Raw genomic sequence first — 20,167 nt, forward strand, 5'->3', positions numbered from 1 at the left:
AAGCCCCCAAGACACGGAGACGACGACCATGGTCCGCGCCGCCATCCTGCCCGCCGTCGGAGCCCCGCTGGAGATAAGGGACATCGTCCTGCCCGATCCCGGACCCGGGCAGGTCCGGGTGCGGCTCGCCGCGGCCGGGGTCTGCCACTCCGACCTGTCCCTCACCGACGGCACCATGCGGGTGCCCGTCCCCGCCGTCCTCGGTCACGAGGGCGCGGGGACGGTCCTCGCCGTCGGCGAGGGCGTCACCCACGTCTCCCCGGGCGACGGGGTGGTCCTCAACTGGGCTCCGTCCTGCGGGGAGTGCCACCACTGCCGGATCGGGGAGGTCTGGCTCTGCGCCGAGGCCCTGTCCGGGGTCGGCGCGGTGTACGCCCACGACGCCGAGGGCAACGAGCTGCACCCCGGGCTCAACGTCGCCGCCTTCGCCGAGGAGACCGTCGTCGCGGCGAAGTGCGTGCTGCCCGCGCCCGCCGGCATCCCGCTGCCCGAGGCCGCCCTCCTCGGCTGCGCCGTCCTGACCGGCTACGGCGCCGTGCACCACAGCGCCCAGGTCCGTCCGGGCGAGTCGGTCGCGGTGTTCGGCGTCGGCGGGGTCGGGCTCGCCGCCCTCCAGGCCGCCCGGATCGCCGGGGCCGGGCCGATCGTGGCCGTCGACGTCTCCCCGGCCAAGGAGGAGCTGGCCCGCGCCGCCGGGGCCACCGCGTTCGTCCTCGCCGGCGACACCACCGCCAAGCAGATCCGCGGCCTCACCGGCGGGCAGGGCGCCGACGTGGCCGTGGAGTGCGTGGGCCGGGCCGCGACCATCCGCACGGCCTGGGAGTCCACGCGCAGGGGCGGCCGGACCACGGTCGTCGGCATCGGCGGCAAGGACCAGCAGGTGGCCTTCCACGCGCTGGAGATCTTCCACTTCGCCCGCACCCTCAGCGGCTGCGTGTACGGGAACGGCGACCCGGCCCGCGACCTCCCCGTGATCGCCGAACACGTCCGGGCCGGCCGCCTCGACCTGGGCTCCATGGTCACCGACCGGATCACCCTGGACGGCATCCCGGCCGCCTTCGACGCGATGGTCGCGGGCAAGGGCGGCCGCTCCCTCGTGGTGTTCTAGCCACGCCCGAGCACCGGCGCACCGGGTGCACCGGCCCTACGGCCCCGGCGTGCCCGCCCGCAGGGCCTCGTACTGGAGGGTCAGGCCGTCCAGGAGGGCCGTCAGGCCCGTCTCGAAGGCGCCCTCGTCCACCTCCTGCCGGCGTTCCGCCAGCAGGTGGGCCTGCCCCAGGTGCGGGTAGTCCGCCGGGTCGTACGCCGTCTCGTCGTCCACGAACCCCCCGGCGAACGAGGCCACCGCCGAGCCCAGGATGAAGTACCGCATCAGGGCGCCGATCCGGGTCGCCTGGGCCGGGGGCCACCCCGCGGCCGTCATGGCGCCGAACACCGCGTCCGCCAGCCGCAGTCCCGCCGGGCGCCGGCCCGGCCCGCGGGCCAGCACCGGCACGATGTTCGGATGGTCCGACAGCGCCTCCCGGTACGAGTGCGCCCAGTCGTACAGCGCGCCCCGCCAGTCCTTGCCCCCGTCGAACGCCGACAGGTCGACCTTCGCGCTCACCGCGTCCGCGACCGCCTCCAGGATGGCGTCCTTGGTCCGGAAGTGGTTGTAGAGGGAGGGCCCGCTCACCCCGAGGGCGGCGGCCAGCCGCCGGGTCGAGACCGCCTCCAGCCCCTCCGCGTCCACGAGCGCGCCCGCCGCCTCGACGATGCGGTCTCTGCTGAGGAGGGGCTTGCGCGGTCTGGCCATGCGCCACATAGTAGGCCCTGCCCCGTCATAAACTACCGCCGCTAGTTTAAGTGCCCGAGAGCGGCCGGACCACGCCCCGGAGGGCCCCGTGAACCTGGAGCTGAGCGAGGAGCAGGAGGCCGTGCGCCGCCTCGCCCGCGCGTTCACCGACCGCGAGATCGCCCCGTACGCCGCCGAGTGGGACCGCGCCGAGAGCGTGGACCGCTCGATCGTGAAGAAGCTCGGCGGCCTCGGCTTCCTCGGCCTCACCGTCCCCGAGGAGTACGGCGGCTCCGGCGGCGACCACCTGTCCTACGTGCTCGTCACCGAGGAGCTCGGCCGCGGGGACTCGGCCGTGCGCGGCATCGTCTCCGTCTCCCTCGGCCTGGTCGCCAAGACCGTCGCCGCCTGGGGCACCGAGGAGCAGAAGCGCGCCTGGCTGCCCCGGTTGTGCTCCGGCGAGGCGCTCGGCTGCTTCGGCCTGACCGAGCCCGGCACCGGCTCCGATGCGGCCGCCCTCACCACCCGCGCCGTGCGCGAGGGGGACGCGTACGTCATCAGCGGCAGCAAGATGTTCATCACCAACGGCACCTGGGCCGACGTGGTCCTCCTCTTCGCCCGGACCGACCCGGCCACCCCCGGCCACCGCGGAATCTCCGCCTTCCTCGTCCCGGCCGACAGCCCCGGCCTCACCCGCCGCGAGGTCCGCGGCAAACTCGGCCTGCGCGGCCAGGCCACCGCCGAACTCGTCCTCGACGGCGTCCGCGTCCCCGCCTCCGCCCTGCTCGGCCCCGAGGGCAAGGGCTTCTCCGTGGCGATGTCGGCCCTGGCCAAGGGACGGATGTCGGTGGCCGCCGGCTGCGTCGGCATCGCCCAGGCGGCACTGGACGCGGCGGTCTCGTACGCGGCCCGGCGCGAGCAGTTCGGCAAGCCGATCGCCCACCACCAGCTGGTGCAGGAGCTGATCGCCGACATCTCGGTCGACGTCGACGCGGCCCGGCTGCTGACCTGGCGGGTCGCCGACCTGATCGACCGCGGGCGGCCCTTCGCCACGGAGTCCTCCACCGCCAAGCTCTTCGCCTCCGAGGCCGCGGTGCGCGCCGCGGGCAACGCCCTCCAGGTGCACGGCGGCTACGGCTACGTCGACGAGTACCCGGCCGGGAAGCTGCTGCGCGACGCCCGCGTCATGACCCTCTACGAGGGCACCAGCCAGATCCAGAAGCTCCTCATCGGCCGCGCCCGCACCGGGGTCTCCGCCTTCTGAGTACCCGTCTGAGTACCCGTGCGGATGTGGTCCCCGTCACGGCGCCCGATGCTGGCGGCATGAACGAGACACCGGTCAAGCAGCAGAACACGGGGGCGTACTACGGCCAGGCCGTCGCCTCCTTCGGCATCGCCCTGGCCGCCGTGGCCGTGGGCATCTACAACATGGACGTGGACGGCTGGGTCCGCGCCTTCCTCGGGATCGCCGTCCTCTACCTGACGACCTCCGCCTTCACCCTGGCCAAGGTGGTCCGCGACCGGCAGGAGGCGACGCAGATCGTCAGCCGGGTCGACCAGGCGAGAATGGAGAAGATCATGGCGGACTACGACCCCTTCACGCCGAAATAGCGCCCGCGGCGGCAGCTCCCCTAAGCGCTTGCTCACCCTCCGGTAAGCTGACGTCTTCCTACAGGACGAAGAGGGTGGCGGGCGATGGACAGCGCGGCGGAGACGACCGACGGCTACGTGCCGTGGTCGGAGGTCACCCCCGACGCCGCGCGGCGGCTCCTCGTGGCGGCCGTCGAAGCCTTCGCCGAGCGCGGCTACCACGCGACGACCACCCGCGACATCGCGGGCCGCGCGGGGATGAGTCCGGCCGCGCTCTACATCCACTACAAGACCAAGGAAGAACTGCTCCACCGGATCAGCAGGATCGGTCACGACAAGGCGCTGGAGATCCTGGAGACCGCCGCCTCCGGTCCGGGGTCCGCCGCCGAGCGCCTGGACGCGGCCGTGCGGTCCTTCGTGCGCTGGCACGCCGCGCACCACACCACCGCCCGCGTCGTCCAGTACGAGCTGGACGCACTCGCGGCGGAGCACCGCTCCGAGATCGTCGCCCTGCGCCGGCAGAGCGACGCCGCCGTGCGCCGGATCCTCGCCGACGGCGTGCTGGCGGGGGAGTTCGACGTCCCCGACGTCCCGGGCACCACCCTCGCCGTGCTGTCGCTGTGCATCGACGTGGCCCGCTGGTTCAGCACCGCCGGGCAGCGCACGCCCGACGAGGTCGGCACCCTCTACGCCGACCTCGTCCTCCGGATGGTGGGCGCGCGCCCGGCCGCCGGGGCGGGACCTCAGAAGTAGTAGCGGGACACCGACTCCGCGACGCACACCGGCTTTTCGCCGCCCTCGCGCTCCACGGTCACCGTCGCCGCGACCTGTACGCCGCCGCCCGCCTCGGTGACCGAGGTGATCACGGCGGTGGCGCGCAGCCGCGAGCCGACCGGCACCGGGGCGGGGAAACGCACCTTGTCCGTGCCGTAGTTGATGCCCATCCGCATGCCCTCGACGCGCATGATCTGCGGCACCAGGCTCGGCAGCAGGGACAGGGTCAGGTAGCCGTGCGCGATGGTGGAGCCGAAGGGTCCGGTGGCGGCGCGCTCCGGGTCCACGTGGATCCACTGGTGGTCGCCGGTCGCGTCCGCGAAGAGGTCGATCCGCTTCTGGTCCACCTCCAGCCACCCGCTCGGGCCGAGCCGTTCGCCGATGCCGGCGCGCAGCTCCTCGGCGGAGGTGAAGATCCTCGGTTCGGCCATGCCCTGCCCCTGTCGTCCGCTGTCCACTGCCGTTTCCGGCCCCTCAGTCGAATAAGCGCTTGCTCAGCATGCTGGGGTCCTGGTGCGTCTGTCAACGGACGTCCGACTAGGCTCGGCCGTGTGCCGCAGATTCCCGAGAAAGTCCACGAACTCACCGTCGGCCAGCTGTCCGCGCGCAGCGGAGCGGCCGTCTCCGCCCTGCACTTCTACGAGGCCAAGGGGCTGATCAGCAGCCGCCGCACCTCCGGCAACCAACGCCGCTACAGCCGTGAGGCGTTGCGCCGGGTCGCCTTCGTGCGGGCCGCCCAGCGCGTGGGCATCCCCCTCGCCAGCATCCGCGAGGCGCTGGCCCAGCTGCCGGAGGAGCGCACCCCCACCCGGGAGGACTGGGCCCGGCTGTCCGAGAACTGGCGCACCGTGCTGGATCAGCGGATCTCGCAACTCAGCAGCCTGCGCGACCACTTGGACGACTGCATCGGCTGCGGCTGCCTCTCGCTCAAGACCTGCGCGCTGTCCAACCCGGACGACGTCTTCGGCGAGAGCATCACCGGCTCCAGGCTGTCCCAGTAGCCGACCCGGCGGCGCCCTCCACGTCGAGGGCGGCCGCCACCAGCTCGGCGTTCGAGCGCGCCGCCCGCCCGTCCGGAAGGTGCAGCACCTGCGCCACGCCGATCCGCGTGCCCGCACCGCACCGCGCCGCCAGCCGCAGCACCGGCCAGGCGGCGGAATCCCGCCCGAACAGCACCACGGGCACCGGTGGCAGCCACCGCAGCCCCGCCACCAGCGCCGGATCAGCCTCCGCCAGCTCCGCCACCAGCCGGACCCGGGCCGGATCCGGCGGGGCCCACTCCAGGAACCGGGCCAGCGGCTCCGGCCCGGCCCCGCCGCCCATCGGGACCACCGCGTCCACCGCCACCCCGCGCTCCAGCAGGGCCCGCGCCAGCTCCCGCGCCCCCGGCTCCGCGAACGGCACCGCCGCCCGGTCCGGCAGCACCGTCCAGGACCGCACCCGCTCCAGCCGCCCCGCCGGATCCTGCTCGGCCGCGACACCCGCCGGAACCGTCAGAGGTACGCGGACCCCCGCGCCGCGCATCTCCTCCAGCAGGGGCCCCACGACCCGGGGCGAGAGGCTCTCCCGCCCGCACGGGGTCCGCGGGTGCACCAGCACCTCGCCGGCCCCGGCAGCCACCGTCTCCCGCGCCGCCCGGACCAGGTCCCCGGGCGACAGCGGCACCGCCGCCCCGTCGGCAGCGCCCCGCGAGCCGTTCAGCGCTGCCTGCAGCACCCGCGCCCGCGTCCCGCCGACCCCGCCCCCACTCACGCTCACGCCGCGCCCGCCGCCTGGTGCCCCACCACGGCCTCCGTCAGCGCCGGCCGCGGCACCACGATCCCGCAGCCCCCGCACACCGGCCCGTCCCACGCCCACGCCCCGGCCCACGCCGCCGGCCCCGACAGCGGCGCCGGCCAGCTCAGCTCCTCCTCGCCGCAGACCGGGCACGCCGTCCCCGGCTCCGACTCCAGGGCCGCGACCAGCCGCCGCAGCACCTCGCCCAGCGTCCCCTCCGGCCGCACGTCCGGGTCGGCGCACCGCACCACGGCGTCCCCGCTGCCGCCCCAGGCCCACTCCGGCCGCCGCACCCCGTCGTGCTTCTCCCGTCTGCGCCGCTCCGCGAACTGCCGCTCGTACTCCAGCCAGACCGCCCGCGCCTCCTCCAGCTCCTCCAGCGCCGCGACCAGCCGCAGCGGGTCCGCGCCCCGGTCCTCGGGGGCGATCCCGTGCCGGTCGCACAGGTGCCACCACGTCGCCCGGTGCCCGTAGGGCGCGAAACGCTCCAGGCAGCGGCGCAGCGAATGGCGCCTCAGGGCCCGGTCGTTGCGCGCGTCGCGCACCTGATAGGCGAGACTCCGAAAACCTGCCACCGTACCTTCACCTCCGCCGTGCCATGCCCACACCGCCGACCGCGTCACTCCGTCGAACGAAGCAACCCCCCGCGACGTGCCCAACATGCCCGGCAGGATGCGGGCGCATGCGGGGGCGGTCGAGGCGTGCGGGTGGCACATGGCCGGAACTCAGCGCCCCATGCGCCCCGCCCCGACCACGATCCGGGCCAGCTCCTCGTGGCAGATGTCGCTGTGCGCCCCCGACGGAGGACCCCCGCGACGCACCACGGAGCCCGCGTCCACGCTGACGCAACCGGCCTCCGGGAGCCCGTCCCGCAGGGCCGCCTCCAGGCTCAGCCGGGGCGCGCCGGGCACCGCGCGCACCCCATCGTGCCCGACCGCGCCCCACCGTTCGTCGAAACCGAGCAGACCGGCCGAATCACCCGCCATCCGGGAGGCCAGCGGGTAGAACACGCCCAGCGCCGAGTCGTGGGCGGAATGGCAGGCCACCACCGGTCCGTCCACCCGGCGCTGGAGACCGCCCAGGGCCCCGCCGCGCCGCCGGTCGTGCGGCAGGCGCTCGCTGAACGCGTAGTGGGAGAAGGCCCCCTGGAGCAGCGTCAGCGACTTCACGTGCCGCGCCCCGTCCGCCACGGCCCGCAGGGAGAAGGACACCACGCGGGCGCCGAAGCTGTGGCCGACCAGGTGGAAGCGCAGGGCGGGCCGGCGTCCCGCGAGGTCGGTGAGGACCGGACCGAGCCCGTGCTCGCCGACCACCCCGGCCCGCTTCTTCATCTCGTAGTACGTTGCCTGGCGCAGCAGTTCCCTGGCCCCGCCCCACAGCGCGCGCGCCCCGGAGCCGAGGGCGAGCGCGGGTCCGCCCTCCTGCCCGGCCCCCGCGCCCTCCAGGGCCTCCGTCAGGGCCCGGCACACCTCCAGGGTGTCCCGCACGAAGACGGCCGGTACCTGCGGGCCGACGGCCGCGTCCGCCGGTTCGGCGTGCACGAGCTGCCGTACCAGCGCCCCGAACTCGGCGAACGCCGCGGGCGGTTCGGGCCGCTCCGCGAGCAGCACGGCGAGCCGGTCCAGCTCTGCCTCCCGCCCCGGCCAGAACGCCCCGAGCGCCGCGCGTGCCGCGGCGTCCAGGGCGGGCCCGGCCCCCGCGCCCGGCAGGACGCCGTGCGGGTCGAAGTCCGGGATCGGTTCGTCCGGGAAGCGGATCGAAGGCCACACCACCCCCACGTACCCCAGCCGCACCCCCGCCCCCACCAGCCCCGGGAAGGGGGCGAAGAAGCGGTCGAAGAGCCGGGTCGAGGCGGTCCGGTCGCTGTTCCACCCGTGGGCGAAGACCAGCAGGTCCGTGGCCTCGATCCGGGCCACCGCCGCCCGCGCGGCCGGATCCACGTCACCCTGGGCGTCGAAGGTCAGCTCCCGGTACGGACCCACCCCGATCCCGGCTCCGGCCGCCGCACCACCGCTGTCCACCATGGCCTCCCCCTTCCCGCGCGCCGCCTCCCGTGCTCGCAGCATCCCGCCGGGAGGCCGCGTCGGCCAGACCCGCGACGGCACCGGTCCGCGGGGGCGCCCCGCCCGGCGTCAGGAGTAGAGCAGGTACCCCGCCCGCACCGCCGAGAACCGCGCCAGCCCGTCGGCCCAGGCGTCCGTGATCTCCTCCACCCCCGCGCCCGCGTCCACCATCGTCCGCACCCGGTCCGAGCCGGTCAGCCGGTCGATCCAGTGGTCCGCCCGCCACCCGAACCCGCTGCACGCCCGGCGCGCCGTCACCAGCAGCCCGATCCCCGTCCGCACCGGGTCGAAGGCCGCCGGGTCGTGCACGACCAGCCGGACCCCTCCGCAGACCTTGCCGGCGTGCTTGGAGAAGGCGGGCGTGAACCAGGCCTCCCGGAACCACACCCCGGGCAGCCCCAGCCCGTCCGCCGCCTCCGCCCACCGCCGGTCGACCCCCTCGGCGCCGAGCACCTCGAAGGGCGTGGTCGTGCCCCGGCCCTCGGACAGGGTGGTCCCCTCGAAGAGGCAGGTCCCCGCGTACGCGAGCGCCGTCCCGGGGGTCGGCACGTTCGGGCTCGGCGGCACCCACGGCAGGCCGGTCTCCCCGAAGAAGGAGGCGCGCCGCCACCCCGACATCGCCACCACCCCCAGCCGGGGACCGGCACCCTTCAGGAACTCCCCGTTGAAGAGCAGCGCCAGTTCGCCCGCCGTCATCCCGTGCGCCAGCGCGATCGGCTCCCGGCCCACGAAGCTGGCGTACGCCCGGTCCAGCACCGGCCCGGCCGCCCGCCGCCCGCCCACCGGGTTGGGCCGGTCGAGCACCACCACCGCCTTGCCGGCCAGCGCGGCCGCCCGCATGCAGTCGTACAGGGTCCAGATGTAGGTGTAGAAGCGCGCACCGACGTCCTGGATGTCGAAGACGACCGTGTCGACGCCCGCCGCCGTGAACACGTCCGCGAGCGGCTGCCCGCTCTTGCCGTACGTGTCGTACACCGGCAGCCCCGTCGCCGGATCGCGCCCGGCCGCCTCGGACCCGCCCGCCTGCGCCGTCCCCCGGAAGCCGTGCTCCGGCCCGAACACCGCCACCAGGTCCACCCGTTCGTCGGCGTGCAGTACGTCGACCAGGTGGCGGGCGTCGGCGGTGATCCCGGTCGGGTTGGTGACCACCCCGATCCGCTGCCCGGTGAGTTCCGCGTACCCGCCGGCGGCGAGCCGTTCGAAGCCGGTCCGCACCCGTTCGGCCCCGGCCGCCGGCCCGGCCCCCGCGCCCCCCAGGACCCCGCCGGCCCCCACGGCCCCCGCCATGCCCAGCACCCCGCGTCGCGACAGCTTCATCCCGCCACGCTAGGTCGCGCACCCCTTCCGCCGTCACATACCGACTGGTTAGTCTGCGCGGGATCCGGCCGGTCCGGCCGGCCGTGACGAGAGGTGACCCCCGTGAGCGCGAGCGCGTACCAGGACCAGCGAGTCGTCGTCACCGGCGCGGGCGGCGGCATCGGCGCGGCCCTCGCCCACCGGTTCGCCGCCGAAGGGGCCACCGTGGCCGTCAACGACCTCGACGCCGCCAAGGCCGCCTCCGTGGCCGGTGCCGTCACGGCGGCCGGAGGCCGGGCGGTCGCCGTCCCCGGCGACGCCTCCGCGATCGCCGGGGAGGCCCGCGAGGCCCTCGGCGGCACGGTCGACGTGTACTGCGCCAACGCCGGACTCGCCTCCGGCGGCGACGCCTTCGCGGACGAGGCCGTCTGGGAGGCCGCCTGGGACACCAACGTCATGGCGCACGTGCGCGCCGCGCGGGCCCTGCTGCCCGACTGGCTGGAGCGCGGCAGCGGCCGCTTCGTGTCCACCGTCTCCGCCGCCGGGCTGCTGACCATGATCGGGGCCGCCCCGTACAGTGTCACCAAGCACGGTGCCCTCGCCTTCGCGGAATGGCTGTCGCTGACCTACCGCCACCGGGGCGTCCGGGTCCACGCCATCTGCCCGCAGGGCGTGCGCACCGACATGCTGACCGCCTCCGGTTCGGCGGGGGAGCTGGTCCTGGCGCCGACCGCGATCGAGCCGGACACGGTCGCCGAAGCGCTGTTCGACGGCATGGAGAAGGGCCGGTTCTTGATCCTCCCGCACCCCGAGGTGGCGGACTACCACGCCGCCCGCGCGACCGACCCCGACCGGTGGCTGCACTCCATGAACCGCCTCCAGCAGAAGTGGGAGGGCTCGTGACGCGCCCCTCCGGCCCCGGATCCCCGTACGCGGCCCGGCCCTGGCTGGGCCGGCTGAGCCCCGCCCAGCTCGCGCCGGTGACTCCGCCGCCGAGCGTCCTGCACGCCTTCCGGGCCGCCGCGGCCCGGGCCCCGGAGCGCACCGTGCTGGCGTACTTCGACGGTCGGGTCTCCTACGCCGAGGCCGACGCCCTCTCGGACTCGCTGGCCGGGTACCTCGCGGAGCGGGGCGTCGGCCGGGGCGACCGGGTGGCCGTCGCGCTCCAGAACACCCCGCACTTCGTGCTCGCGGTGCTGGCCGCCTGGAAGGCCGGGGCGGTGGTCGTCCCGCTGAACCCGATGTACAAGGCGGGGGAGGCCGGGCACGTCCTGCGGGACTCCGGGGCGGCCGCGCTCGTGTGCGGGGCGGACGCGTGGGAGGCGCAGCTGCGGGCGGCGGCGCACGAATCCGCCGTCCGCGTCGTGCTCACCGCCCGCGACCGGGACTTCCAGACCCGCAACGACCCCCGCGTCCTCCCACCCGAGCCCGCACCGCACCCCCCGGCCCCGGCCGAGCCCGCGGCCTGGGTGTCAGCCGAGCTCCCGGCCCCGGCCGAGCCCGCGGCCTGGGTGTCAGCCGAGCTCCCGGCCCCGGCCGAGCCCGCGGCCTGGGTGTCAGCCGAGCTCCCGGCGCCGGCCGAGCCCCGCCCCCCGGCCGAGCCGCACCTCCCGGCCCCGGCCCCGGCCGAGCCCGCGCCCCCGGCCCCCCGCGCCGTGCCCGCGGGCCGCGCCGCCGGCCCGGTGCCCCGGGACCTGCTCGACGTGGCCCGCCAGGGCCACTCCGCTCCGGGCGACCCCGGGCTCACCGCCGCCGACACCGCCCTCGTCAGCTACACCTCCGGCACCTCCGGCCCGCCCAAGGGTGCCCTGAACCCGCACGGGGCGATCACCTACAACGCCACCCGGCAGGTCACCGGCCACCCCCTCCCCGAGGGCGCCGGGTACTTCGCGCTCGCCCCGCTCTTCCACATCACCGGCCTGGTCTGCGAACTCGCCGCCTGCTTCGTCAACGCCGGCACCCTCGTGCTCGCCCACCGCTTCCACCCCGGGGCCGTCCTCGACGCCTTCCTCGAACACCGCCCCGCCTACACCATCGGCCCGGCCACCGCCTTCACGGCCCTCGCCGCGCACCCCGGGGCCACCCGCGACCACTTCGCCTCCTTCCAGGTGGTCTCCTCCGGCGGAGCCCCGCTCCCGCCCGCGCTCGTCGAACGCCTCCGCGCCGGCTTCGGGATCTACCTGCGCAACGGCTACGGCCTCACCGAGTGCACCGCCCCCTGCGCCTCGGTCCCCGCGCACCTCGAAGCGCCCGTCGACCCCGCCACCGGCACCCTCTCCGTCGGGGTCCCGGGCGCGCAGACCCTCGTACGCATCCTCGGCGAGGACGGAGCCGAGCTCCCGCTCGGGGAGACCGGGGAGATCGCCGTGCGCGGACCCCAGGTCGTCCCCGGCTACTGGGGGCTGCCCGAGGCCACCGCCGAGACCTTCCCGGACGGCGAACTGCGCACCGGCGACGTCGGGTTCATGGACCGGGACGGCTGGCTCTACGTGGTCGACCGCAAGAAGGACATGATCAACGCCTCCGGGTTCAAGGTCTGGCCCCGGGAGGTCGAGGACGTGCTCTACACCCACCCCGCCGTACGGGAGGCGGCCGTGGTCGGCGTGCCCGACGCCTACCGGGGGGAGACCGTGAAGGCGTACGTGAGCCTGCGCCCGGGCACCCGGGCCGAGCCCGGGGAACTCTCCGCGTACTGCGCCGAGCGCCTGGCCGCGTACAAGTACCCGCGCCGGGTCGAGATCCTGCCTGTCCTTCCGCAGACCACCAGTGGCAAGATCCTGCGACGAGAATTGCGCGACCGCGGCTGAAAACAGTCGGAGGATCAGGAGAGGAAGGCGAGCACCATGGCCGCCAGGACCACCGAGGGCCCCGAGGACGGAAACCGGGAGACCCCGGTGCCGCAGCGGCTGCTGGCCGTCGCCACCCGGCTCTTCGCCGAACGCGGCTACGACCGCACCTCCGTCCAGGAGATCGTGGAGGCGGCCGGGGTCACCAAGGGCGCGCTCTACCACTACTTCGGCTCCAAGGACGACCTGCTGCACGAGGTGTACGCGCGCATGCTGCGCCTCCAGCAGCAGCGGCTGGACGCCGTGGCCGGATCCGACGCCCCCGTCGAGGAGCGGCTGCGGGCCGCGGCCGCCGACGTCGTGGTCACCACCATCGAGAACCTCGACGACGCGATGATCTTCTTCCGGTCGATGCACCAGCTCGGCCCGGAGAAGTACAAGCAGGTACGGGCCGAGCGGCGGCGCTACCACGAGCGGTTCCGGGCGCTGGTCGAAGAGGGCATGCGCAGCGGGGTCTTCTCCACGGCCACGCCCGCCGACCTGGTGGTGGACTACTACTTCGGCTCCGTGCACCACCTGTCCACCTGGTACCGCACGGACGGCCCGCTCACCCCGCACCAGGTCGCCGACCACCTCGCCGACCTGCTCCTGCGCTCCCTCCGCCCCTAGGCGGCGGCAGCCAGACTGCCCAGCGCCGGGTAGTCGTTGTAGCCCTCGGGGCCGTGCACGTGCATCAGGAACTCCGGGCGCAGCGCGTTGAGCGGGGCGCCCGTGCGCAGCCGTTCCACCAGGTCGGGATTGGCGAGGAAGCCCCGGCCCAGCGCGACCAGGTCGGCGCCCGCGGCCAGCAGCCGTCCGGCGCGGAACAGGCCCGCGTCGGCTGCGAGCTCCTCGTGCGAGAGACGGGGGTTGGCGATGAGGGTGCCGGGCCAGGCCCTGCGGATCTCCGCGAAGAGGGGCTGGTCCGGGTCGGAGTGGACCTGGTGCAGGTAGGCCGGCCCCAGTTCCGCCAGGGCTGCGACCAGCGCCGGGTACAGCCGCTCGGTGTCGTCCTCCCGCACGCCGTTGACGTTCGTCCCGGGGGAGATCCGCACGCCCACCCGCTCCGGGCCGACGGCCTCGGCGACGGCCCGGACCACCTCGACGGTGAACCGGATCCGCTTCTCGACGGAACCGCCCCACGCGTCGGTGCGCAGGTTGGTGTTCGAGGCGAGGAACTGGTGGAGCAGGTGACCGTTGGCGGAGTGCACCTCCACGCCCTCGAAGCCCGCCTCGACGGCGTTCCGTGCGGCGCTCGCGAAGTCGGCGATCGTGGAGCGGACGTCCTCCTCGCCCATCACGCGCGGCGTCACGCCCTCCCGCAGCCCGCCCGGGGTCTGCAGCGGCTCCGGGAAGCGCACGGCCGACGGCGCGAGCGGTACGTGCCCGCTGGTGTCGGGGTGGCCGACCCGGCCGCCGTGCTGGAGCTGGAGGAACATCCGACCGCCCGCGGCGCGCACGGCGTCGGTGACCCGGCGCCACCCGGCGATCTGGGCCGCGGTGTGGATGCCGGGGATGTGCGGGTAGGTCTGCCCGACGGCGTTCGGGGTGGTGCCCTCGGCGATGATCAGGCCGGCCGAGGCGCGCTGCGCGTAGTGGGTGGCCATGAGCTCCCCGGGCACCCCGTCGGCCCCGGCGCGGTTGCGCGTCAGCGGGGCCATCACCAGGCGGCCGGGCAGTTCCAGGCCGCCGAGGCGGGCGGGTTCGAAGAGGCGGGAAGCGGCGGGGGACTGCGGGGTCTGCGTCATGCCGGTACCGTAGAACCTGACACTGATGTCAGGTTCAAGGGGCGGGGCGGGCATGCGGATCGGCGAACTGGCGGCGCGCACCGGGGTCGGTGAGCGTTCGCTGCGCTACTACGAACAGCAGGGACTGCTGGCGTCCGACCGTACGCCCGGAGGCCACCGGGACTTCCCCGAGCGCGCCGTCGACCGGGTCATCCGCATCCAGGAGCTCTACGCGGCCGGGCTGAACAGCTCCAGGATCCGGCAGATCCTGCCCTGCATGCGGGACGAGGACGGCGGCCCGTCGGTGCGCGCCACCCCCGCCCTGGTGGCCGAACTGGCCGCCGAACGGGAGCGGATCGACCGGACGATCGGCGACCTCCTGCGTTCCCGCGAGGTACTGGACGAGGTCATCGAGGCCGCGTCCGGCCGCTCCGGGGCCCCGGGAGGGAAGAGCGGGACAGCGGAGCACGTACCGGTCTATCGTGGCGATCCGATCATGGGACCACGGGAGGGCGACGGATGACCGCCGACGGATTCAAGCTGCTGGCCGACGCGCACGCGTACCTGCTCACCGCCGTGCGCGGCGTCCCCGCCGGGGCCTGGGGGGACCCGACGCCGTGCTCGGATTGGACGGTGCGCCAGGTGCTGAACCACGCCCGCCTGGACCAGCAGGCGCTGGTCATGCAGATCACCGGCGTCGCGCCCGAGACCGACCCCTTCGAGCCCGAGGACGCGACGGCCGCCGACCCGGTCGCGGAACTGGCGGCGGTGCTGGAGGCGGCCGCCGCGGCCTGGGAGTCGGGGAGGGACGCCGAGAGCGTGCCCACCCCGATGGGGCCGATGCCCGCGGACACCGGAGCCGCCGTCGCGGCCCTCGACGCCGGGATCCACGCCTGGGACATCGCCCGGGCCACCGGCCAGGACCTGCCGCTGACCGAGGAGATGGCCGGCGCGCTGGCGGACACCGTGTCGGGGATCGTCGACTTCGTGCGCGACTCCTTCGGGAAGTACGCGCCGGCGCTGACCGCTCCCGAGGGGGCGGACCGGGCGGAGCGGTTCCTCGCCTTCACCGGCCGCGACCCCCACTGGTCCCGCTGACCCCCACCGCACCGCACCCGGCCGCGGCCGCCCCGGCAGCCGCCGCGGCCCGCCGCGGCTCAGTCCCGGTACGCCTTGAGCTCGCGGTGCGCCAGCGAGCGCTGGTGCACCTCGTCCGGGCCGTCCGCCAGCCGCAGCGTCCGGGCCGCCGCCCACAGTTCGGCGAGCGGGAAGTCCTGGCTGACCCCGCCCGCGCCGTGCAGCTGCACCGCCTGGTCCAGGATCCCCACGACCGCGCGCGGGGTGGCGATCTTGATGGCCTGGATCTCCGTGTGCGCGCCCCGGTTGCCGACCGTGTCCATCAGCCAGGCCGTCTTCAGCACCAGCAGCCGCAGCTGCTCGATGGTGACCCGGGCGTCGGCGATCCAGTTCTGCACGACCCCCTGCGCGGCCAGCTCCTTGCCGAAGGCCGTACGCCCCACCGCGCGCCGGCACATCAGCTCGACGGCCCGCTCCGCCATCCCGATCAGCCGCATGCAGTGGTGGATCCGGCCCGGGCCGAGCCGGGCCTGGGCGATGGCGAAGCCGCTGCCCTCCCCGCCGATCAGGTTCCCCGCCGGGACCCGGGCCCCGTGGAAGACCACCTCGGCGTGGCCGCCGTGGTCGTGGTCCGCGTACCCGTACACCGTCATCGCCCGGCGCACCTCCACGCCCGGGGTGTCGCGCGGGACCAGCACCATCGACTGCCGGCGGCGCGGATCGGCGCCCTCCGGGTCGGTCTTGCCCATCACGATGAAGACCTTGCAGTCCGGGTTCATCGCCCCGGAGATGTACCACTTGCGCCCCGTCACCACGTACGCGTCGCCGTCCCGCTCGATGCGCGTCTCGATGTTCGACGCGTCCGAGGAGGCCACCTCCGGCTCGGTCATCGCGAAGGCGGAGCGGATCTCCCCGGCGAGCAGCGGCTCCAGCCACTGCTTCTTCTGCGCCTCGTCGCCGAACTGCGCGAGCAGCTCCATGTTCCCGGTGTCCGGGGCCGCGCAGTTGGTCGCCATCGGCGCCAGGTGCGGGCTCCGGCCGGTGATCTCGGCCAGCGGGGCGTACTGGAGGTTGGTCAGGCCCGCGCCGTACTCGGCACCGGCCGGGCCGTGCGGGTCCACGAAGAACAGGTTCCACAGCCCCCTGCGGCGCGCCTCGGCCTTCAGCTCACCGAAGACGGCCGGGGTGTCCCAGGGCGAGGCCAGCCGTGCCCGCTGCTCGGCGGCGACGGCTTCCGCCGGGTAGACGTACTCCTCCATGAACGCGAGCAGCCGCCCGCGGAGTTCCTCGGTCCGGGTGTCGAATGCGAAGTCCATGCGGTGCGGCTCCTCAGCCTTCCTGGAGGGTGGTCAGTCCGTGCTCGATGAAGACCGGGACCAGCTCGCCGATCCGGTCGAAGCCCGCGCCGACCGTCTGCCCGAGCGTGTACCGGTAGTGGATGCCTTCGAGGATCACGGCGAGCTTGAACCAGGCGAAGGCCGTGTACCAGGCGATCGCCCCGGTGTCCCGCCCCGAGCGCGCGGCGTACCGTTCGACCAGCTCGGCGGGGGCCGGATGGCCGGGGGCCCCGCTCGTGGTGCTGACCGGGGACTCCGGCAGGCCCAGGTCGGAGCTGTACATCACCAGCAGGCCGAGGTCGGTCAGCGGGTCGCCGAGCGTGGACATCTCCCAGTCCAGCACCGCCCGGATCCTGTCGTCCGGCCCGCCGATCAGGACGTTGTCCAGCCGGAAGTCCCCGTGCACCACGGCCGGCGCGGGGGAGCGGGGCAGTGCCCGGCCCAGTGCCCCGTGCAGCTCGTCGATCCCGGCGAGCTCGCGGCCCCGGGAGGCCGCCAGCTGCTTGCCCCAGCGGCGCAGCTGCCGGTCCAGGAAGCCCTCGGGGCGGCCGAAGTCGCCCAGGCCCACCGCCTCCGGGTCCACCGCGTGCAGGTCGACCAGGGTGTCCACCAGGCCCAGCACCGCCCGCCGGGTGCGTTCGGGGCCGAGCTCCGCGAGCTGCCCGGCGGTGCGGTACGGGACCCCGTCGACGTACTCCATGACGTAGAACGGCGCCCCCAGCACCTCCTCGTCCTCGCACAGCAGCAGCGTCCCGGGCACCGGAACGGCCGTCCCGTGCAGGGCCGAGACCACCCGGTGCTCGCGCCGCATGTCGTGCGCGGTGGCCAGCACGTGTCCCAGCGGAGGCCGCCGCACCACCCAGCGGGAGGTGCCGTCGGTGACCGCGTACGTCAGGTTCGACCGGCCCCCCTCGATCAGCCGGCCGCTCAGCGGCCCCGCCGCGAGCCCGGGCCGCACGGCGTCGAGATGGCCGCGCAGCCTCGCCAGATCGAGGCCTCGGGGATCGGCTGGGGTCATGGGGCGCGCCTCCGTACGGGTTCGACGACGGGGTTCTCGGTCCGGGAGCCATCATGCCGACCAGTCGGTATGCCGTCCAGAGGGGTGGCCGGAAGAACTCCTCCCGGCCGCCCGTTCAGCCCGTGCGGCTCACGCGTGGCACAGGATCGGCGTCCCGCCGTTCATCACCGTCATGTCCCTCAGCACCGCCGCGATGTCCAGCGGCACCCCCTCCGGCTCCCCGGCCAGCTCGGAGTAGGCCCGGTGCAGGTTCGCCACCAGCCGCTCGCTCTCCCGCCAGGCCGCGAACTCCCCGAGGTCGGCCCCCTGAGCCGCCTCCAGCGGGGTCAGGCCCTTCTCCCGGCCCTCCCGGGCCAGCTCGGCCACGTACCGCAGGTAGCGCTCGGTCGCGTCGTACGCTGAGGCGTCGGTCAGCGGCCCGTGGCCCGGTACGACGGTCTCCGCGTCCAGCGAGCGCAGCAGCTCCAGCGCCCGCAGCGACCCGGCCAGGGAACCCATCGCCAGGAACGGGGTGCCGCCGGCGAAGACCAGGTCGCCGGTGAACACCACCCGCTGCCGGGGCAGCCACACGACCGAGTCGCCGGTGGTGTGGGCCGTGCCCGGGTGGAGGACCTGGACCTCGGTGCCGCCGACGTGCAGGGTCAGGCGGTCGCGGTAGGTGAGGTCGGGCGCGGTGATCTCTATGGACCCGAAGTCGGTCGCGGGCCAGATCAGCTCCAGCTGGTGCCCGGCGGCGAGCTGCTCGGCGCGCGCGTTGTCGTGCCCGACGATCACGGCCCCGTCGGCGAAGACGGCGTTGCCGTAGGTGTGGTCGCCGTGGTGGTGGGTGTTGACCACGGTCCGGGGCAGCGGCGCCCCGGACGCGGTGACGGCCTCGCGCAGGGCCAGCGCGCGCCGCTCGGTCGCGGCGGTGTCGACGAGCAGGGTGCGTCCGCCGTCGCTGATCCAGCCGGCGTTGTTCAGGCACCAGCCCCCGTCGGGCTGGACGTAGGCGTACACCCCGGTCGCGGGCTGGACGACGTACGGCTCTTCGACGGTCATGGACGCTCTCCCCGGGTCGCTGTGACAGGCGGTCAGCATCCTGTCAGCCGGGCCTCGGGCCGGGGAGGGCGGGGGCGGGGGCGGCGGGCGGCCGGGGGCCGCCCGCGGCCGCCCGGGCCGTCAGTGGTCGTCGTAGTGGCCGTCGTGCACGGCGTGCCGGTGCCCGTCGTGCAGGTAGTCGAGGTGGTCGCCGTGCGGGACCGCGTCGTGCCCGCAGCCCTCGCCGTGCTCGTGCTCGTGTTCCTCGTGCGGGGCGTGGCCGGAGGTCTCGCACTCGTCCCAGTGCCCCGAGTGCTGCCGGTGCAGGTGGCCGTCGTGCGCGTAGTCCAGGTGGTCGCCGTGCTCGACCGCCGTGTGCCCGCAGCCGGGGCCGTGCTCGTGGGCGTGCGTGGGGTGTTCCTGGTGCAGGGTCGTCATGCGGCCGAGGCTAGACCGCAACGCCCCGGAACGCCCGTTGCGTCCCCGTGGCGCGGCACTCTCGGGACCATCGGACGATCGGACCGTCGTACGGGAGGCTCAGAAGATGAGCGCCATCGCGAACACCGCCAGGCCCACGGTGCACAGCACCGCCCCCAGCGCCACCCGGGGCGGCAGCCCCGGCGGCCGGGCCCCGGTCAGCCGGCGCATCCGCCGGTGGGCCAGCCACAGGAAGGCCACCCAGATCAGCGCGATCACCGCGGTCCCGGCCACCTCCACCCGCGAGCCGGTCCCGTGCAGGGCCTGCCGCAGCGCCAGCACCGCCGTGACCGAGCAGGCCAGCGTCGTGCGCCGCCACGCCAGCCGAGTCCGTTCGGGCTGGAGCCCGGCGTCGCGGGCCGCCGTGCCGGGCCGGGTCACCGCCCGGCCGTCCAGCCCAGCAGCACGACCACCACCATCGCCGCGGCCACCAGCCCCACGCCGAGGCTCAGCACCACGGGGAACCGGGACAGCGGCAGGTCCTCGCCCCGCCGCATGGCCCGCTCGCACCGCACCCAGTGGTTCACGGCCCGCAGCGCGCACGCCGCCCCCACCGCCAGCAGCGCGAGGGCCATCCCGACCCGCACCCCCCACCGCAGGTCCGGCAGGAACTGGTCCACCGCGAACCCGCCGCCCACCAGCGCCAGCGCGGTGCGGATCCAGGCGAGGAAGGTCCGCTCGTTGGCGAGGGAGAAGCGGTAGTCCGGGGTCTCGCCCTCGTCCCGCACCCGCTCCGGTGCGAACCAGAGCCGCACGTCCTTGACGAAGTCGATCACACGGCCAATCTACGTCCCCGTCACGCACCCGGCGCGGGCTGGGTCCGGCCCTCCCGGAACGCGCGCAGCCGCCGGTACGCCTCCAGCCCGTCCGGCACCCACGCCCAGTCCCCGCCCGCCACCCGCCGGTCCAGCTCCTCCTGCGGCAGCCAGGTGTGCCAGTCCACCTCCGAGGCCTGCGGGGCCACGGGCAGGGTGCACCGCACCTCGTGCACGTACGACCACCAGCCGCCGCCCGGCCCCTCGTACAGGAACTTGAACAGCGGCCGCGGCCGCGGCAGCCCGCTCACCCCGAGCTCCTCACCGGCCTCCCGCAGCGCCGCGTCCGCGTACTCCTCGCCGGCGCCCAGCACCCCACCGACGAACATGTCGTAGTGCGCGGGGAACACCAGCTTCGACGCGGTCCTGCGGTGCACGAAGACCCGTCCCTCCGCGTCCCTGGCCAGGACGAACACGCACCGGTGGAGCAGCCCCCGGCGGTACACCTCGCCGCGGGGCGCCCGCCCCGTGACCCGGTCCTCCCGGTCCACCACGTCCAGTACCTCGTCAGCGGGATCCATGAACCCATCCAACCACCGCTGTTGACTGGTTACCGCTCCGTAGCCAAGGATCTGCCCCACCACCGACCGACCGGAGG

General features: G+C 74.9%; 24 protein-coding genes. 10 read left to right on the forward strand and 14 right to left on the reverse strand.

The window, feature by feature from the left end; genetic code table 11:
* Nucleotides 1-28: 28 nt before the first annotated feature.
* Complete coding sequence (locus tag ACIPW5_RS31150) at nucleotides 29-1,108, forward strand: Zn-dependent alcohol dehydrogenase (protein ID WP_401252028.1); 1,080 nt, start codon at nucleotides 29-31, stop codon at nucleotides 1,106-1,108.
* A 36-nt stretch (nucleotides 1,109-1,144) separates the two neighbouring features.
* Here the strand turns inward: ACIPW5_RS31150 and ACIPW5_RS31155 are convergent, their stop codons facing one another.
* Nucleotides 1,145-1,795: a TetR/AcrR family transcriptional regulator gene (locus tag ACIPW5_RS31155; protein WP_401252031.1), complete on the reverse strand. Its 651-nt coding sequence runs from the start codon at nucleotides 1,793-1,795 to the stop codon at nucleotides 1,145-1,147.
* An 88-nt stretch (nucleotides 1,796-1,883) separates the two neighbouring features.
* Here ACIPW5_RS31155 and ACIPW5_RS31160 point away from each other — a divergent pair, with 88 nt between their 5' ends.
* From ACIPW5_RS31160 to ACIPW5_RS31170, 3 genes are all read left to right on the forward strand, one after another.
* On the forward strand, nucleotides 1,884-3,038 hold the full coding sequence (locus ACIPW5_RS31160; RefSeq protein ID WP_401252034.1) for an acyl-CoA dehydrogenase family protein: 1,155 nt from the start codon (nucleotides 1,884-1,886) through the stop codon (nucleotides 3,036-3,038).
* A gap of 59 nt (nucleotides 3,039-3,097) precedes the next feature.
* Entirely contained in the window at nucleotides 3,098-3,385 is a 288-nt protein-coding gene (locus tag ACIPW5_RS31165; RefSeq protein WP_401252037.1) for a YiaA/YiaB family inner membrane protein, read from the forward strand.
* An 84-nt stretch (nucleotides 3,386-3,469) separates the two neighbouring features.
* Nucleotides 3,470-4,117: a TetR/AcrR family transcriptional regulator gene (locus ACIPW5_RS31170; RefSeq protein WP_401252040.1), complete on the forward strand. Its 648-nt coding sequence runs from the start codon at nucleotides 3,470-3,472 to the stop codon at nucleotides 4,115-4,117.
* On the opposite strand, the gene ACIPW5_RS31175 is transcribed toward ACIPW5_RS31170, so the two are convergent.
* A complete protein-coding gene (locus tag ACIPW5_RS31175) occupies nucleotides 4,108-4,569 on the reverse strand; it encodes a MaoC family dehydratase (protein WP_401252043.1) in 462 nt (153 codons plus the stop codon). The genes ACIPW5_RS31170 and ACIPW5_RS31175 overlap by 10 nt on opposite strands.
* 120 nt (nucleotides 4,570-4,689) lie before the next feature.
* Between ACIPW5_RS31175 and soxR the strand changes: the two genes are divergently transcribed.
* Complete coding sequence (soxR, locus tag ACIPW5_RS31180; RefSeq protein WP_401252044.1) at nucleotides 4,690-5,139, forward strand: redox-sensitive transcriptional activator SoxR; 450 nt, start codon at nucleotides 4,690-4,692, stop codon at nucleotides 5,137-5,139.
* Here the strand turns inward: soxR and ACIPW5_RS31185 are convergent.
* The 4 genes from ACIPW5_RS31185 to ACIPW5_RS31200 all read right to left on the reverse strand — a co-directional run bounded on the left by ACIPW5_RS31185 (nucleotide 5,114) and on the right by ACIPW5_RS31200 (nucleotide 9,294).
* Entirely contained in the window at nucleotides 5,114-5,896 is a 783-nt protein-coding gene (locus ACIPW5_RS31185) for a 3-keto-5-aminohexanoate cleavage protein (protein ID WP_401252047.1), read from the reverse strand. The two genes, soxR and ACIPW5_RS31185, sit on opposite strands and share 26 nt — an antisense overlap.
* Entirely contained in the window at nucleotides 5,893-6,489 is a 597-nt protein-coding gene (locus tag ACIPW5_RS31190; RefSeq protein ID WP_401252050.1) for a hypothetical protein, read from the reverse strand. The genes ACIPW5_RS31185 and ACIPW5_RS31190 overlap by 4 nt, the downstream gene beginning before the upstream one ends.
* A gap of 150 nt (nucleotides 6,490-6,639) precedes the next feature.
* Nucleotides 6,640-7,938: a serine-threonine protein kinase gene (locus ACIPW5_RS31195; protein WP_401252052.1), complete on the reverse strand. Its 1,299-nt coding sequence runs from the start codon at nucleotides 7,936-7,938 to the stop codon at nucleotides 6,640-6,642.
* Nucleotides 7,939-8,046: 108 nt separating this feature from the next.
* Entirely contained in the window at nucleotides 8,047-9,294 is a 1,248-nt protein-coding gene (locus ACIPW5_RS31200) for an exo-beta-N-acetylmuramidase NamZ domain-containing protein (protein WP_401252055.1), read from the reverse strand.
* A gap of 102 nt (nucleotides 9,295-9,396) precedes the next feature.
* Here ACIPW5_RS31200 and ACIPW5_RS31205 point away from each other — a divergent pair, with 102 nt between their 5' ends.
* The 3 genes from ACIPW5_RS31205 to ACIPW5_RS31215 are packed head-to-tail and all read left to right on the forward strand — an operon-like array spanning nucleotide 9,397 to nucleotide 12,728.
* Entirely contained in the window at nucleotides 9,397-10,176 is a 780-nt protein-coding gene (locus tag ACIPW5_RS31205; RefSeq protein ID WP_401252058.1) for an SDR family NAD(P)-dependent oxidoreductase, read from the forward strand.
* The gene (locus ACIPW5_RS31210) at nucleotides 10,173-12,080 is read left to right on the forward strand and encodes a class I adenylate-forming enzyme family protein (RefSeq protein ID WP_401252061.1); all 1,908 of its coding nucleotides are present in this window, start codon (nucleotides 10,173-10,175) and stop codon (nucleotides 12,078-12,080) included. The genes ACIPW5_RS31205 and ACIPW5_RS31210 overlap by 4 nt, the downstream gene beginning before the upstream one ends.
* Nucleotides 12,081-12,116: 36 nt before the next feature.
* Nucleotides 12,117-12,728, forward strand: a complete 612-nt coding sequence (locus tag ACIPW5_RS31215; protein WP_401252064.1) for a TetR/AcrR family transcriptional regulator — start codon at nucleotides 12,117-12,119, stop codon at nucleotides 12,726-12,728.
* On the opposite strand, the gene ACIPW5_RS31220 is transcribed toward ACIPW5_RS31215, so the two are convergent.
* Complete coding sequence (locus ACIPW5_RS31220) at nucleotides 12,725-13,846, reverse strand: alkene reductase (protein WP_401252067.1); 1,122 nt, start codon at nucleotides 13,844-13,846, stop codon at nucleotides 12,725-12,727. The genes ACIPW5_RS31215 and ACIPW5_RS31220 overlap by 4 nt on opposite strands.
* A gap of 52 nt (nucleotides 13,847-13,898) precedes the next feature.
* On the opposite strand from ACIPW5_RS31220, the gene ACIPW5_RS31225 reads away from it, so the two are divergent.
* Both ACIPW5_RS31225 and ACIPW5_RS31230 read left to right on the forward strand, forming a co-directional pair.
* A complete protein-coding gene (locus ACIPW5_RS31225) occupies nucleotides 13,899-14,348 on the forward strand; it encodes a MerR family transcriptional regulator (protein ID WP_401252229.1) in 450 nt (149 codons plus the stop codon).
* Entirely contained in the window at nucleotides 14,345-14,923 is a 579-nt protein-coding gene (locus tag ACIPW5_RS31230) for a TIGR03086 family metal-binding protein (RefSeq protein WP_401252070.1), read from the forward strand. The genes ACIPW5_RS31225 and ACIPW5_RS31230 overlap by 4 nt, the downstream gene beginning before the upstream one ends.
* A 59-nt stretch (nucleotides 14,924-14,982) precedes the next feature.
* On the opposite strand, the gene ACIPW5_RS31235 is transcribed toward ACIPW5_RS31230, so the two are convergent.
* From ACIPW5_RS31235 to ACIPW5_RS31265, 7 genes are all read right to left on the reverse strand, one after another.
* Entirely contained in the window at nucleotides 14,983-16,218 is a 1,236-nt protein-coding gene (locus ACIPW5_RS31235) for an acyl-CoA dehydrogenase family protein (RefSeq protein ID WP_401252073.1), read from the reverse strand.
* A 13-nt stretch (nucleotides 16,219-16,231) separates the two neighbouring features.
* Nucleotides 16,232-17,257, reverse strand: a complete 1,026-nt coding sequence (locus ACIPW5_RS31240) for a phosphotransferase family protein (RefSeq protein WP_401252076.1) — start codon at nucleotides 17,255-17,257, stop codon at nucleotides 16,232-16,234.
* A gap of 129 nt (nucleotides 17,258-17,386) precedes the next feature.
* Entirely contained in the window at nucleotides 17,387-18,298 is a 912-nt protein-coding gene (locus ACIPW5_RS31245; protein ID WP_401252079.1) for an MBL fold metallo-hydrolase, read from the reverse strand.
* A gap of 120 nt (nucleotides 18,299-18,418) precedes the next feature.
* The gene (locus ACIPW5_RS31250) at nucleotides 18,419-18,715 is read right to left on the reverse strand and encodes a hypothetical protein (RefSeq protein ID WP_401252082.1); all 297 of its coding nucleotides are present in this window, start codon (nucleotides 18,713-18,715) and stop codon (nucleotides 18,419-18,421) included.
* Nucleotides 18,716-18,814: 99 nt separating this feature from the next.
* The gene (locus ACIPW5_RS31255) at nucleotides 18,815-19,135 is read right to left on the reverse strand and encodes a DUF202 domain-containing protein (RefSeq protein WP_401252085.1); all 321 of its coding nucleotides are present in this window, start codon (nucleotides 19,133-19,135) and stop codon (nucleotides 18,815-18,817) included.
* Entirely contained in the window at nucleotides 19,132-19,530 is a 399-nt protein-coding gene (locus tag ACIPW5_RS31260; RefSeq protein ID WP_401252091.1) for a YidH family protein, read from the reverse strand. Before ACIPW5_RS31260 ends, ACIPW5_RS31255 begins: the two co-directional genes overlap by 4 nt.
* Before the next feature lie 20 nt (nucleotides 19,531-19,550).
* On the reverse strand, nucleotides 19,551-20,090 hold the full coding sequence (locus ACIPW5_RS31265) for an NUDIX hydrolase (RefSeq protein WP_401252093.1): 540 nt from the start codon (nucleotides 20,088-20,090) through the stop codon (nucleotides 19,551-19,553).
* Nucleotides 20,091-20,167 lie beyond the last annotated feature (77 nt).

This window comes from Streptomyces sp. NPDC090077, from assembly GCF_044747545.1.
In the GTDB taxonomy this organism is placed as follows: domain Bacteria; phylum Actinomycetota; class Actinomycetes; order Streptomycetales; family Streptomycetaceae; genus Streptomyces.

What these genes read in the sequence shown, in the direction of transcription:
- ACIPW5_RS31150 (WP_401252028.1), top strand. Translation starts at nt 29, where the DNA reads ATGGTCCGCGCCGCCATCCTGCCCGCCGTCGGAGCCCCGCTGGAGATA.
- ACIPW5_RS31155 (WP_401252031.1), bottom strand. Translation starts at nt 1,795, where the DNA reads ATGGCCAGACCGCGCAAGCCCCTCCTCAGCAGAGACCGCATCGTCGAG.
- ACIPW5_RS31165 (WP_401252037.1), top strand. Translation starts at nt 3,098, where the DNA reads ATGAACGAGACACCGGTCAAGCAGCAGAACACGGGGGCGTACTACGGC.
- ACIPW5_RS31170 (WP_401252040.1), top strand. Translation starts at nt 3,470, where the DNA reads ATGGACAGCGCGGCGGAGACGACCGACGGCTACGTGCCGTGGTCGGAG.
- ACIPW5_RS31175 (WP_401252043.1), bottom strand. Translation starts at nt 4,569, where the DNA reads ATGGCCGAACCGAGGATCTTCACCTCCGCCGAGGAGCTGCGCGCCGGC.
- ACIPW5_RS31195 (WP_401252052.1), bottom strand. Translation starts at nt 7,938, where the DNA reads ATGGTGGACAGCGGTGGTGCGGCGGCCGGAGCCGGGATCGGGGTGGGT.
- ACIPW5_RS31200 (WP_401252055.1), bottom strand. Translation starts at nt 9,294, where the DNA reads ATGAAGCTGTCGCGACGCGGGGTGCTGGGCATGGCGGGGGCCGTGGGG.
- ACIPW5_RS31215 (WP_401252064.1), top strand. Translation starts at nt 12,117, where the DNA reads ATGGCCGCCAGGACCACCGAGGGCCCCGAGGACGGAAACCGGGAGACC.
- ACIPW5_RS31220 (WP_401252067.1), bottom strand. Translation starts at nt 13,846, where the DNA reads ATGACGCAGACCCCGCAGTCCCCCGCCGCTTCCCGCCTCTTCGAACCC.
- ACIPW5_RS31225 (WP_401252229.1), top strand. Translation starts at nt 13,899, where the DNA reads ATGCGGATCGGCGAACTGGCGGCGCGCACCGGGGTCGGTGAGCGTTCG.
- ACIPW5_RS31230 (WP_401252070.1), top strand. Translation starts at nt 14,345, where the DNA reads ATGACCGCCGACGGATTCAAGCTGCTGGCCGACGCGCACGCGTACCTG.
- ACIPW5_RS31235 (WP_401252073.1), bottom strand. Translation starts at nt 16,218, where the DNA reads ATGGACTTCGCATTCGACACCCGGACCGAGGAACTCCGCGGGCGGCTG.
- ACIPW5_RS31240 (WP_401252076.1), bottom strand. Translation starts at nt 17,257, where the DNA reads ATGACCCCAGCCGATCCCCGAGGCCTCGATCTGGCGAGGCTGCGCGGC.
- ACIPW5_RS31245 (WP_401252079.1), bottom strand. Translation starts at nt 18,298, where the DNA reads ATGACCGTCGAAGAGCCGTACGTCGTCCAGCCCGCGACCGGGGTGTAC.
- ACIPW5_RS31250 (WP_401252082.1), bottom strand. Translation starts at nt 18,715, where the DNA reads ATGACGACCCTGCACCAGGAACACCCCACGCACGCCCACGAGCACGGC.
- ACIPW5_RS31265 (WP_401252093.1), bottom strand. Translation starts at nt 20,090, where the DNA reads ATGGATCCCGCTGACGAGGTACTGGACGTGGTGGACCGGGAGGACCGG.